The organism is Pseudomonas japonica (genome assembly GCF_013522925.1).
GTDB lineage: Bacteria > Pseudomonadota > Gammaproteobacteria > Pseudomonadales > Pseudomonadaceae > Aquipseudomonas > Aquipseudomonas japonica_A.
The window spans coordinates 47,910-61,093 of record NZ_JAAMQU010000001.1 but is presented as its reverse complement, the minus strand read 5'-3'; the positions used below and the strand labels follow the sequence as shown (position 1 = coordinate 61,093).

Sequence of the window (13,184 nt, the reverse complement as noted above, 5' to 3'; positions counted from 1 at the left end):
CGCCGCTAGCGGCGGCTAAGGTACATGCGGGTGGTGAGAAGGTACACCGGTAGCCCGGACACGAGAATCAGCAAGGCGGCGAAGGGCGCGGCGGCGGCGAACTCCATGTTCGACGTGTGCGCCCACACCTCGGTAGCCAAGGTGGTGGTGCCCGTGGGGCTGAGCAACAGCGTTGCGGTGAGCTCTTTCATTGCGTCGAGGAACACCAGCGCGAAGGCAGCCGCCAGCGCCGGGAAGATGATAGGCAGGGTAACCTTGCAAAACGCCTTGAACGCCCCTGCACCCAAGGTACGCGCCGCCTCTTCAAGCTGCGGAGCGGCCTTCGTCAGGGCGGTACGCACTGGCCCTTGCGCCAAGGGCAGGAACAGCAGGGCGTAGGCAATCACTAGCAACGCCGTGGTCTGGTACAGCGCTGGTATATAGTGGAGAGAGAAATACACCAGCGTTAGCGCGATCACCAGCCCGGGCAAGGCATGCAGCAGGTACGGAAGCCTTTCCGCCCAGATGGCCAGGCTGCCGCGGTACCGCACCACCAGCAGGCCCACCGGCAGCGCCAGTAACAGGGATACCGCCGCGCCCGCGAGCGACAGGCCGAGCGACGACAATAGTGCCTGGCCAATGGCAACAACCGGGAAGGCCGCCGAGCTTCCCTGGGCCAGCCAGTAGCCCAGCATCACCAGCGGCACTCCACTGCCCAGGATGGCGAGCGCGGCGCAGAAGCCTTGGCCGCAAAGCCCGGCCCACACCGGCAGCCGCACCGGTGCCGCGTGACGAGCCACGCCTTGGCCCGTGCGTACATGGCGTGCTCGCCCACGCGCCTTCAACTCCAGCCACAGGAAGCCCAGGCACAGCACCAGCAGTACGGCGGAAAGCATGGCGGCGTTGGCGTTGCTGAATTCCAGCTCGAACTGCTGGTAGATCGCGGTGGTAAAGGTGCGAACGTTCAGAATCGACAGGGCACCGAACTCGACCAGCATGTGCAGCGCGATCAGAAGGCTACCGGCAAGGATGGAAGGCCAGAGCAGCGGCAGGGTGATGCTGAAGAACAGCCTGCTCCGGTTCGCCCCCAGCAGCCGGGCGGACTCTTCCAGCGAATGGTCCAGATTGCGCAACGTGGCTGCAACGGGCAGAAATACCAGAGGGTATTTGGACAGGCTCATGATGAGGATGGCACCGCCCAGGCCTTCGAAGCCGGAGCTGAGGGACACCCAGGTAAAGCTCGACACGAACGAAGGCACCGCGAACGGCAGGCACAGGATCACGCCCCACGCACGCCGCCCCCACAGGTTGGTGCGTTCCAGCAGCCATGCGAGCAGGGTGCCGGCAATCGCGCACGCCACGGTAACGCCGGCAAGTAACGTAAGGGTATTGACCAGCAGGCTATAGACATAAGGCCGGAGCAGCAGGCGGGCAATGTCGTGCCAGCCGGCTTCGGCGGTACGTATGGTGACATAGGCCAGCGGCAGGAGGCTCAGCCCAACGAGCAGCAATACAGGCGCGACCAGCCAGGCGGACGGTCGCTTTCCCTTGATCCCCCGGGGCAGCGTAGCGGCCGGCGGAAGCTGAGCCTGCGCTGTCATCAGTTCAAGCCGACGTCACGTTGGAGGTCCAGCGCTTCTTCGGCATTGCCGATGTCAGCGGGGGTGATGTCCGGCGCTTCAAGTTCCTCGAAAGGCTTGAGCCCTTGATCGGACACCATGCCCTTGCGCAGCGGGTATTCGGCCTGCGCACGGGTGATGACCCGCTGGCCTTCCTCGCTGGTCATCCATGCCAGTAGTTGCTGGGCTTCCTTCGGGTGCTTGCTGGCCTTCACCACGGCCGCGCTGGATATGCTTACCAGGGCGCCCGGGTCCTTGTTCTTGAAATAGTACAGCTGCGACTTGAGCTCGCCCTTTTCGCGCTTGAGTGCGTACCAGTAGTAGTTGTTCACCAATACTGCCGCAATTTCGCCGTTCTCGACTGCCTTGATCGCCACCATATTGTTGGCGTAGGTCTTGCCGTAGGCCTTGAGGCCTGTAAGCCATTCTTCGGCAGCCTCTTCACCCTTGAGCCGAAGCACAGCCACGGCCTGCTCCTGGAACGCTCCGCTGGTGGGAACGAAGCCGATCTTGCCGTTCCACTCCGGGCGGGCAAAATCCATCACCGAGGCGGGCATGTCTTTTTCAGCGACCAGGCTCGGGTTGTATGCCACGACACGAACACGGGCCGTGATACCGATCCAGGTGCCGTCCTTCGCGACATAGTCGGGCGGCAATGCGTCCAGCGTGCCTTTATCGGTAACCGCCAGGAAGCCTTTTTCGCCCAGGGCATTGAGCGGGGGAGATTCCTCGCTGTAGATAACGTCGGCGGGGGAGCGGGCGCCTTCTTCCATGATCTGGCTTGCCAGCTGATTGCTGCTGCCCTTTCGCACGTTTACATGAATGCCGGTACTGGCTTCGAACGCCTTGGCAATCGCCTCGCCCAATTCCTTGTGCTGGCCGTTGTAAAGCGTAAGGGCGGGGGCGTCGGCGGCCTGGGCAGCACCAGTGACCAGGGCCAGTGCCAGGGCTGGCACGGCGCACAGGCGCAGGAGGGCAATTCGCATTGACATCCGAGCGTATCTCCATGGGTACAAAAGGGCGCAAGTATAAAGGAGATCGCTTCTCGAATGCGGGCGTATTTGATTGGCAAACATTTCCGATGGGCACAAAAAAACCCGCTTGTGAGCGGGTTTTTTGAAGCGCTGACGCTTGAATTTGGTGCCCAGGAGAAGACTCGAACTTCCACGGCCGTAAAGCCACCAACACCTGAAGCTGGCGTGTCTACCAATTTCACCACCTGGGCATATCGAAGACTGGCGTCGTCGATGGCGCGCACTATACGGCTGCCGATTGAGGCTGTAAACCCCTTTTTGAAAAAAATGAGGCTGCGGAATCAGGTTGGGCGTAGCGGGGAGCTGAAATGCAAAAGCCCGCTTTCGCGGGCTTTTGGAACGCGATGGACTGAGGTAGTCTCGCGTTTGAAGATGGTGCCCAGAAGAAGACTCGAACTTCCACGGCCGTAAGGCCACCAACACCTGAAGCTGGCGTGTCTACCAATTTCACCATCTGGGCAAATCGACCACTTGCGTCGTCGATGGCGCGCACTATACGGTCGCTGTATTGCAGTGTAAACCCCTGGCTGCAAAAATATTCGGGCCCAAGCGGTGAGGCCTCAAAGGGGCGCCGCAAAGGCTGTGGCGCGCTATAAAGTGCTGGAATTTCCCGTTTCCACAGGGGTATGCCAAACTAACTTGCATATCACACAAGGTGAACACTCTCTAATGGCCGATTGGCAGTCCCTCGATCCCGAGGCCGCTCGTGAAGCGGAAAAATACGATAATCCTATCCCCAGCCGTGAATTGATCCTGCACCACCTCGCCGAGCGTGGTTCTCCAGCGAGCCGCGAGCAGCTGGTCGAGGAGTTCGGCCTGGGGACCGAAGACCAGATCGAAGCCCTGCGTCGCCGCCTGCGAGCGATGGAGCGCGATGCTCAGCTTATTTATACCCGGCGCGGCACCTACGCGCCGGTCGACAAACTCGACCTGATTGCCGGGCGCGTCAGTGGCCACCGTGATGGTTTCGGCTTCCTGATCCCCGACGATGGCAGCGACGACCTCTTCCTCAGCCCGGCTCAGATGCGCCTTGTGTTCGATGGCGACCGAGCCCTGGCGCGGGTTTCCGGGCTCGACCGTCGCGGCCGCCGTGAAGGCGCGCTGGTAGAAGTGGTGAGCCGTGCTCATGAAACCATCGTGGGGCGGTACTTCGAAGAAGGTGGCATTGGCTTCGTCCAGGCGGATAACCCCAAGGTACAGCAGGAAGTGCTGGTAACCCCCGGCCGCAATGGCGGCGCGCGCGTGGGCCAGTTCGTCGAGATCAAGATCACCCACTGGCCAACGGCTCGCTTCCAGCCGCAGGGCGACGTGGTTGAAGTACTGGGCAACTATATGGCCCCCGGGATGGAAATCGACGTTGCCCTGCGCAGCTACGACATTCCCAATGTGTGGCCCGAGGCTGTCGAAAAAGAAGCGGCGCGGCTCAAGCCGGAAGTTGAAGACAAGCACAAGGCTAACCGTGTCGACCTGCGTCACCTGCCGTTCGTGACCATCGACGGCGAAGACGCGCGGGACTTCGACGATGCGGTCTATTGCGAGCCCACGGGCCGTATCAAGATGTTTTCCGGCGGCTGGCGGCTTTACGTGGCCATTGCCGACGTATCCAGCTATGTGAAGATCGACTCGGCGCTGGACGCCGAGGCGCAGGTGCGCGGCAACTCTGTGTACTTCCCGGAACGGGTGATCCCGATGCTGCCCGAGGAGCTGTCCAACGGCCTCTGCTCGCTCAACCCGCACGTGGATCGCTTGGCAATGGTTTGCGAGATGACCATTTCCAAAAGCGGGCAAATGGTCGACTACAAGTTCTACGAAGCGGTTATCCATTCCCACGCGCGCCTGACCTACAACAAGGTCAGCACGATGCTCGAGCATAGCCGTACCGCGGAAGCCAAGGCGCTGCGTGGTGAATACGGCCAGGTGCTGCCTCACCTCAAGCAGCTGTACGCGCTCTACCAGGTGCTTTTGGCGGGCCGTCACACCCGGGGCGCGATCGACTTCGAAACCCAGGAAACCCGTATCGTCTTTGGCGAGGATCGCAAGATCGCGGAAATCCGCCCGACCACTCGCAACGACGCGCACAAGTTGATCGAGGAATGCATGCTGGCCGCTAACGTGGCTACCGCCGAATTCCTCAAGAAACACGAAGTGCCCGCGCTGTTCCGCGTTCACGACGGCCCACCGCCGGAGCGTCTTGAGAAGCTGCAGGCCTTCCTGGGTGAGCTGGGCCTTGCCTTGCACAAAGGGAAGGAGGGGCCGACGCCCAAGGATTACCAGGCGCTGCTCGAGCGTATCAAGGATCGCCCGGACTTCCAGCTGATCCAGACCGTGATGCTCCGCTCGCTGAGCCAGGCGGTCTATACCTCGGACAACAATGGCCACTTCGGCCTGAATTACCCGGCCTATACCCACTTTACCTCGCCTATTCGCCGCTATCCCGACCTGCTGGTTCACCGCGCCATCCGCAGCGTGATCCGCTCCAAGCGGGAAACCCCGCATGTGGTGCGCGCGGGAGCGGCGGCCATGCCCAAGGCGCGGATATACCCGTACGACGAAGCGGCGCTGGAGCAACTGGGCGAACAGTGCTCGATGACCGAGCGCCGTGCCGACGAAGCCACCCGGGACGTAGTGAACTGGCTCAAGTGCGAGTTCATGAAGGACCGCGTGGGCGAAGTATTCCCCGGCATCATTACCGCGACTACCGGTTTCGGCCTGTTCGTGGCGCTTACCGACATCTATGTGGAAGGGCTGGTCCACGTCTCGGCGTTGCCGGGGGACTACTACCACTATGACCAGGTTCACCATCGCCTCACTGGCGAGCGAACCGGGCGTAGCTTCCGCTTGGGCGATACCGTGCAGGTGCGTGTGATGCGCGTAGACCTGGACGAGCGCAAGATCGACTTCGAGCTGGCCGACAAGGCCCCTGAGAAGAGCTCAGGCAGAGCCGGCAATACCGGTACCGGCGCACGTAAATCGCGCAAGGTCACCGATACCGCGCCCGCCGGCCGCTCGCGCAAGCCTGAGGCGGTCGCCGCCCCGGCTGCCGAGCCTGCGCAAGCGCCCGCTAGCCCGCGCAAGCGCAAGGCAGGGAAGGACCCAGCCGTGGACGAAGCCTATCGGGCCTCCCATGCCACGGCCAACAACGCTGAAGTACGCAAAAGCCGTGAAATGAAGAAAGCCCTGATGAGCGACGCCCGGAGCGCGCCCGCCAAGGCCGATAGCGGCAAGCCCACCAAACACCGCAAGGGGCCGTCCAAGGCTGGCTCGCGCAAGGCCAAGGCAAAATCATGAGCCAGTTGGAAAAGATCTACGGCGTGCATGCCGTGGAAGCGCTGTTGCGCCACCACCCGCGCCGGGTCAAGCACATCTGGCTGTCCGAAGGCCGCAGTGAGCCTCGGCTGCAAGCTTTGCTGCAGCTGGCAAGCGAACACCGCGTTACGGTCGGCTCCGCTGAGCGCAGGGAGCTGGACGCCTGGGTAGAAGGCGTTCACCAGGGCGTGGTCGCTGACGTAAGCCCGAGCCAGGTATGGGGCGAGGCCATGCTCGACGAGCTGCTCGACCGCCATGAGGGGCCACCCTTGCTGTTGGTGCTCGACGGCGTGACCGACCCGCACAACCTCGGGGCCTGCCTGCGCACCGCAGACGCCGCTGGCGCCCTTGCCGTGATCATTCCCAAGGACAAGTCCGCCACGCTTACCCCCGTGGTGCGCAAGGTGGCCTGCGGCGCGGCGGAAGTGATCCCACTGGTTGCCGTGACCAACCTGGCGCGCAGCCTGGAAAAGCTCCAGCAGCGCGGGCTGTGGGTTGTCGGCACGGCCGGCGAAGCCGAGAAGGAAATCTACCAGCAAGACCTGACCGGCCCGCTGGTCCTGGTGATGGGTGCCGAAGGCAAGGGCATGCGCCGCCTTACTCGCGAGCATTGTGATCATCTGGTCAAGCTGCCGATGTCGGGCAGTGTCAGCAGCCTCAACGTTTCGGTCGCAACCGGTGTGTGCCTGTTCGAGGCGGTGCGCCAGCGCCAGGGCCGTTAACGGCCCGTCTTCCCGGGCTCAGCGCCCGGGATAGGCGGCTGGTCAAATATTCGCCAATCACCTTGCGTTGCCCAAGGCCCTTCTCTACAATTGCGCCCCTTGCCCTGGCGGCAGGCTTACCAGCGCCCGCCTAGGCATGTACCAAGCACTATTCACTCCTTGTCTGACCGGTACCTCGGCAGGCTACAACCCGTAAGGAGCATTCATGCGTCATTACGAAATCATCTTCCTGGTCCACCCGGATCAGAGCGAGCAAGTCGGCGGCATGGTCGAGCGTTACACCAAGCTGATCGAAGAAGACGGTGGCAAGATTCACCGCCTGGAAGACTGGGGCCGTCGTCAACTGGCCTATGCAATCAACAACGTTCACAAGGCTCACTACGTGATGCTGAACGTCGAATGCACCGGCAAGGCCCTGGCCGAGCTGGAAGACAGCTTCCGCTACAACGATGCCGTTATCCGTAACCTTGTGATCCGTCGCGACGAAGCCGTTACCGGCCCGTCCGAAATGCTCAAGGCTGAAGAAAACCGCAGCGAGCGCCGTGAGCGTCGTGACCGTCCTGAGCAAGCTGAAAGCGCCGACGGCGACGACAGCGACAACAGTGACAACAGCGACAACGCTGACGAGTAATCCACGGATCTTTAGAGGAGCCTGTTAAATGGCACGTTTCTTCCGTCGTCGTAAATTCTGCCGCTTCACCGCAGAAAACGTTAAAGAGATCGATTACAAGGATCTCAACACCCTGAAAGCTTACGTATCTGAAACCGGCAAGATCGTTCCAAGCCGTATCACGGGTACCAAGGCTCGTTATCAGCGTCAGCTGGCTACCGCTATCAAGCGCGCCCGCTTCCTGGCCCTGCTGCCTTACACCGACAGCCACGGCCGCTGATACGGGCTTTGTCGACAAGCCGTAAAGGATAGAGCGCATGCGTGCCTTGGCTGATTTCATCATGCGGGGTCGTATGCAAGCCACCCTGGTGGTGGCTGGATGTGCGGCATTGCCGCTGTTGTTCTGGTTGAGTGCCGCCGCAGGTTGCCTTGTGCTGCTGCGGCGGGGGCGAAGCGACGCCATTGCCGTCCTTGCCTGGGGAATACTGCCGGCGTTTGTCTGGTGGTACTTCGGTGAACCTCGCACCCTCATGGTGTTGCTGGGTTCGCTGGGGCTCGCGGCGCTGCTGCGCGCGGGATGGCCCTGGAGCAAGGTGTTGCTGGCGAGTGTCGGCCTGGGTGTGGTGTATGGCGTGGTACTGGGAGCCGCCTTCGGCGAAGCCCTGAACCAGCTGGCGGTGGCCATGAACAGCCACCTGCCTGACCTGCTCGGCGACATCTACCAGCGCTTGTCGCTGGAAGAGCAAGCCCACCTGGAGGCGTTGATCGCTCCGGTACTGATCGGATTGATAGCAGCTCTGTTGCAGGCCATCAGCCTGTTGGCCCTGATACTGGGGCGCTACTGGCAGGCCGTGTTGTATAACCCCGGCGGTTTCGGGCGCGAGTTTCGCGCCACGCGAATCCCCGGTGCCGTAGCCCTCGCGCTATTGGCGTGCATGCTGGTGGGGCCGCACTTCGGTCCCAGGGTGGCGATGTTGACCCCCCTGTGCAGCGTGCCGCTGATGTTCGCGGGCTTCGCCCTGGTGCATGGGCTGGTCGTACGCGGCAAGCTCGGGCGCTTCTGGCTGGTAGGGTTGTACGTCACGTTCCTGCTGTTCATACAGCTGGCCTATCCGTTACTGGTGGCTGTGGCCATTGTCGACAGCCTGATTGATTTTCGCGGCCGCCTGGCGCCTGAAAAAGGCAACGACCAGGGCTCCGCGAACGGTGAAGGTTAAAGTTAAGAGGTTAATACCAAATGGAACTGATCCTGCTGGAAAAAATCGCCAACCTGGGCAACCTGGGCGACAAGGTAAACGTAAAGGCTGGTTACGGTCGTAACTACCTGCTGCCACAAGGCAAGGCTACTGCCGCGACCGCCGCCAACCTGGCTGCGTTCGAAGCTCGCCGTGCTGACCTGGAAAAAGCAGCTGCCGACAAGAAAGCCTCCGCTGAAAGCCGCGCCGCTCAACTGGCCGAGCTGGAAGTCACCATCACCGCTACCGCGGGCGATGAAGGCAAGCTGTTCGGTTCGATCGGTACTCACGACATCGCTGACGCACTGACCGCCTCCGGCGTTGAAGTTGCCAAGGCTGAAGTTCGTCTGCCGAACGGCACCATCCGTAACGTCGGTGAATACGACGTAGCCGTGCACCTGCACAGCGACGTTGAAGCTACCGTTCGCGTTGTGGTTGTAGCCGCCTGAGCCATTGGCTGGCCGCTCGGCCAGCCAGCGGTTTAACATGGGGCACGGCCCTGTCTTCGACAGGTCGTGCCCTTTGTTTTTTATGTACCCCTCAGATTCCGCCGGTTATGAACGAAATCTCGACGCCTGAACAGTACGACCTGCAAACCGCCGCGCTCAAGGTTCCACCTCACTCCATCGAGGCCGAACAGGCTGTGCTCGGTGGCTTGATGCTGGACAACAATGCCTGGGAGCGGGTACTGGACCAGGTGTCGGATGGCGACTTCTACCGGCATGACCACCGCCTGATCTTCCGCGCGGTGGCTCGCCTGGCTGACCAGAACCTTCCATTCGACGTGGTCACGCTGCACGAGCAGCTGGACAAGGAAGGGCAGAGCAGCCAGGTCGGCGGCCTTGCTTATCTGGGCGAATTGGCCAAGAACACGCCGTCGGTCGCCAACATCAAGGCGTACGCTCAGATCGTTCGCGAACGCGCAACCCTGCGGCAATTGATCAGCATCAGCAGCGATATCGCTGACAGTGCGTTCAATCCGCAAGGGCGGAACGCGTCCGAAATCCTCGATGAAGCCGAGCGGCAGATCTTCCAGATTGCCGAGGCACGCCCCAAGACCGGCGGCCCGGTGGGCGTGAATGATCTGTTGACCAAGGCCATCGACCGCATCGATACGCTGTTCAATACCGATCAGGCGATCACGGGCCTGTCCACCGGCTATGCCGACCTGGACGAAAAGACCAGCGGCCTGCAGCCGTCCGACCTGGTGATCGTGGCAGGGCGACCGTCCATGGGTAAAACCACGTTCGCCATGAACCTGGTGGAAAACGCGGTACTGCGCAGCGACAAGGTAGTGCTGGTGTACTCCCTCGAAATGCCAGGCGACTCGCTGATCATGCGTATGCTGTCGTCGCTGGGCCGTATCGACCAGACCAAGGTACGAACCGGCCGCCTGGATGACGACGATTGGCCACGGCTCACTTCGGCGGTGAACCTGCTCAACGACCGCAAGCTGTTCATCGACGATACCGCCGGCATCAGCCCCTCGGAAATGCGCGCCCGTACGCGGCGCATCGTGCGTGAACATGGCGAGATCGCTATGATCATGATCGACTACCTCCAGTTGATGCAGATTCCCGGCTCGAGCGGTGACAACCGCACGAACGAGATCTCGGAGATCTCGCGCTCGCTGAAGGCCCTGGCCAAGGAATTCAACTGCCCCGTGATTGCACTGTCCCAGCTCAACCGCTCGCTGGAACAACGCCCGAACAAGCGCCCGGTAAACTCCGACCTGCGGGAATCGGGAGCGATCGAGCAGGACGCCGACGTGATCATGTTCGTATACCGGGACGAGGTGTACCACCCCGAAACCGAGCACAAGGGCATCGCCGAAATCATCATCGGCAAGCAGCGGAACGGCCCGATCGGTACCGTGCGCCTGGCGTTTATCGGGAAGTACACCCGGTTCGAGAACCTGGCGCCGGGCAGCTATCAGTTCGATGACGAATAATCGGGGAACATCCTGCGCTCGGTGATGCTGCGTTAAAAACAGGTGGGGCCGCCTAGGCTCGGAATGCTCATTTACAACCAGTAAACTGGAGCGCCAGCCCGGTCCGCTTCCTCGCCTGTTTTTGCCTTGCCTGCGCGGCCCGGCCTGACCTTCGCTCGGATATTCCCTGCAGAGCCATCGAATAGCCTATATCCGACAAAGGCCGTCGGATTTGGTTATTTTTTGTGCTATCCTCCGCGGCCGCGAATTCGCGCGGGTCCATTTGCCATAACACCGGTCATCACCATGCAAGCAGCCAAGCCATTATTCGACTATCCGAAATACTGGGCCGAATGTTTCGGGCCGGCGCCTTTCCTGCCTATGAGCCGGGAAGAAATGGACCAGCTGGGATGGGATTCCTGCGACATCATCATTGTCAGCGGTGATGCCTATGTCGATCATCCCTCGTTCGGTATGGCGATCATCGGTCGGCTGCTCGAAGCCCAAGGCTTCCGAGTGGGCATCATTGCCCAGCCGGATTGGACCTCCAAAGCCGATTTCATGAAGCTGGGCGAGCCCAACCTGTTCTTCGGCGTTGCGGCCGGCAACATGGATTCGATGATCAACCGCTACACCGCAGACAAGAAAATCCGCTCCGACGATGCGTACACCCCCGGCGGCCTTGCCGGCAAGCGGCCGGACCGCGCCAGCCTGGTGTATAGCCAGCGCTGCAAGGAAGCCTACAAGCACGTGCCTATCGTGCTGGGTGGCATCGAGGCGTCGCTGCGGCGGATCGCGCATTACGACTACTGGCAGGACAAAGTCCGCCATTCGATCCTGATCGACGCCTGTGCCGATATCCTTCTGTACGGCAACGCCGAGCGCGCCGTAGTAGAAGTGGCTCAAAGGCTGGCGGCTGGGCAGCCGATCGAAAGCATCACGGATATCCGCGGCACCGCCTTTGTGCGCCGGGATACCCCCCAGGGCTGGTACGAGGTGGACTCCACGCGTATCGACCGCCCGGGCAAGGTCGACAAGATCATCAACCCGTATGTGAACACCCAGGACACCCAGGCCTGCGCCATCGAGCAGGAAAAAGGCCCGGTGGAAGATCCGACCGAAGCCAAGGTCGTGCAGATCCTCGAAAGCCCGCGCATGACCCGCGACAAGACAGTCATCCGCTTGCCGTCCTTCGAGAAAGTACGCAACGACGCCGTGCTCTATGCCCACGCCAACCGCGTGCTGCACCTGGAAACCAACCCGGGCAACGCCCGCGCGCTGGTGCAGAAGCATGGCGAAGTAGACGTGTGGTTCAACCCGCCACCCATTCCCATGACCACCGAGGAAATGGACTACGTGTTCGGCATGCCCTACGCGCGCGTCCCGCACCCGGCCTACGGCAAGGAAAAGATCCCGGCCTACGACATGATTCGCTTCTCGGTGAACATTATGCGCGGCTGCTTCGGTGGCTGCACATTCTGCTCCATTACCGAACACGAAGGCCGGATCATCCAGAACCGTTCCGAAGAGTCGATCATCCGCGAGATTGAAGAAATCCGCGACAAGGTGCCCGGCTTCACCGGCGTTATCTCGGACCTGGGCGGGCCCACTGCGAACATGTACCGCATCGCCTGCAAAAGCCCGGAGATCGAATCCGCGTGCCGCAAGCCTTCGTGCGTGTTCCCGGGGATCTGCCCCAACCTGAACACCGATCACTCGTCGCTGATCCAGCTGTACCGCAGCGCCCGCGCCTTGCCCGGTGTGAAGAAGATCCTGATTGCTTCAGGCCTGCGCTATGACCTGGCGGTGGAATCGCCGGAGTATGTGAAGGAACTGGTCACCCACCATGTGGGCGGCTACCTGAAAATTGCCCCGGAGCACACCGAGGAAGGCCCGCTCAACCAGATGATGAAGCCGGGCATCGGCAGCTACGACCGCTTCAAGCGGATGTTCGAGAAGTACTCGAAGGAGGCGGGAAAAGAGCAGTACCTGATCCCGTATTTCATCGCCGCGCACCCTGGCACCACTGACGAAGACATGATGAACCTGGCCCTGTGGCTCAAGGGCAATGGCTTCCGCGCCGACCAGGTGCAGGCGTTCTATCCATCACCCATGGCATCCGCTACCGCCATGTACCACTCGGGCAAGAACCCGCTGCGCAAGGTCACGTACAAGAGCCCGGGTGTGAGCATCGTGAAAAGCGAGGCCCAGCGCCGGCTGCACAAGGCCTTCCTGCGCTACCACGACCCGAAGGGTTGGCCAATGCTGCGCGAAGCCCTGGAACGCATGGGCCGTGCCGATCTGATCGGCTCGGGTAAAAACCAGTTGATCCCGGCGCACCAGCCTGACGCGGACACCTACACCAGCGCACGGCGTAAGAACTCAACCCCTGCCGGTAGCCACAAGGTCGCCCGCGAGCAGCGTATTCTCACGCAGCACACCGGCCTGCCGCCGCGCGGTAGTGACGGCAGCAAGCCTTGGGACAAGCGGGAGGAGGCCAAGGCTGCGGCACAGGCGCGCCGCGATCAGGCTGCTCGGGCTGGCAAGGGAAATACCAGCGCCAAGGGCAAGCGCAAGCCTAGCCGGCAACCGGTGCTTCCTCGCTGATCGGAAAGGCTGTCACACCCAGAGAGAAAGGCCGTTCCGCTGATCCTGAGCGATCAGCGACGGCTCCAGGCCTGCCTGCACAGCGCCTGGTTTATTAACATCGCGCCCGTGGATAGAACAGCGGTTGGTTGAGTCCAACCAG

Annotated in this window: 10 protein-coding genes and 2 tRNA genes; 8 read left to right on the top strand and 4 right to left on the bottom strand. The window is 61.6% G+C overall.

Translation table 11 applies throughout. The features are described from left to right. Positions 1–5 precede the first annotated feature (5 nt). The 4 genes from G7016_RS00285 to G7016_RS00270 form a co-directional block, all read right to left on the bottom strand. Positions 6–1,580 (bottom strand): ABC transporter permease, encoded by a 1,575-nt coding sequence (locus G7016_RS00285; protein WP_181110837.1) that lies wholly within the window; start codon positions 1,578–1,580, stop codon positions 6–8. Beyond that, positions 1,580–2,590, bottom strand: coding sequence for an iron ABC transporter substrate-binding protein (locus G7016_RS00280; RefSeq protein ID WP_181110836.1), 1,011 nt, complete (start codon positions 2,588–2,590; stop codon positions 1,580–1,582). The genes G7016_RS00285 and G7016_RS00280 overlap by 1 nt, the downstream gene beginning before the upstream one ends. A gap of 146 nt (positions 2,591–2,736) precedes the next feature. Beyond that, positions 2,737–2,823, bottom strand: a tRNA-Leu gene (locus G7016_RS00275). A 182-nt stretch (positions 2,824–3,005) separates the two neighbouring features. Next, positions 3,006–3,092: transfer RNA gene (locus G7016_RS00270), tRNA-Leu, on the bottom strand. Between the two features lie 209 nt (positions 3,093–3,301). Here G7016_RS00270 and rnr point away from each other — a divergent pair. The 8 genes from rnr to G7016_RS00230 all read left to right on the top strand — a co-directional run bounded on the left by rnr (position 3,302) and on the right by G7016_RS00230 (position 13,042). After that, a complete protein-coding gene (gene rnr / locus G7016_RS00265) occupies positions 3,302–5,920 on the top strand; it encodes a ribonuclease R (protein ID WP_181110835.1) in 2,619 nt (872 codons plus the stop codon). Then, complete coding sequence (gene rlmB, locus G7016_RS00260; protein ID WP_181110834.1) at positions 5,917–6,660, top strand: 23S rRNA (guanosine(2251)-2'-O)-methyltransferase RlmB; 744 nt, start codon at positions 5,917–5,919, stop codon at positions 6,658–6,660. The genes rnr and rlmB overlap by 4 nt, the downstream gene beginning before the upstream one ends. Before the next feature lie 205 nt (positions 6,661–6,865). Continuing rightward, positions 6,866–7,291: a 30S ribosomal protein S6 gene (gene rpsF, locus G7016_RS00255; protein WP_181110833.1), complete on the top strand. Its 426-nt coding sequence runs from the start codon at positions 6,866–6,868 to the stop codon at positions 7,289–7,291. Positions 7,292–7,319: 28 nt separating this feature from the next. Continuing rightward, a complete protein-coding gene (rpsR, locus tag G7016_RS00250) occupies positions 7,320–7,550 on the top strand; it encodes a 30S ribosomal protein S18 (protein ID WP_040260021.1) in 231 nt (76 codons plus the stop codon). A gap of 37 nt (positions 7,551–7,587) precedes the next feature. Beyond that, positions 7,588–8,487 (top strand): hypothetical protein, encoded by a 900-nt coding sequence (locus G7016_RS00245; protein WP_181110832.1) that lies wholly within the window; start codon positions 7,588–7,590, stop codon positions 8,485–8,487. A 20-nt stretch (positions 8,488–8,507) separates the two neighbouring features. Further along, positions 8,508–8,954 carry a 50S ribosomal protein L9 gene (gene rplI, locus G7016_RS00240; RefSeq protein WP_181110831.1) on the top strand — a complete coding sequence of 149 codons (447 nt, stop codon included), beginning with the start codon at positions 8,508–8,510 and terminating at the stop codon, positions 8,952–8,954. 107 nt (positions 8,955–9,061) lie between these two features. Next, complete coding sequence (gene dnaB, locus G7016_RS00235) at positions 9,062–10,456, top strand: replicative DNA helicase (RefSeq protein WP_181110830.1); 1,395 nt, start codon at positions 9,062–9,064, stop codon at positions 10,454–10,456. 285 nt (positions 10,457–10,741) lie between these two features. Next, positions 10,742–13,042 carry a YgiQ family radical SAM protein gene (locus tag G7016_RS00230; protein WP_181110829.1) on the top strand — a complete coding sequence of 767 codons (2,301 nt, stop codon included), beginning with the start codon at positions 10,742–10,744 and terminating at the stop codon, positions 13,040–13,042. Positions 13,043–13,184: the final 142 nt, after the last annotated feature.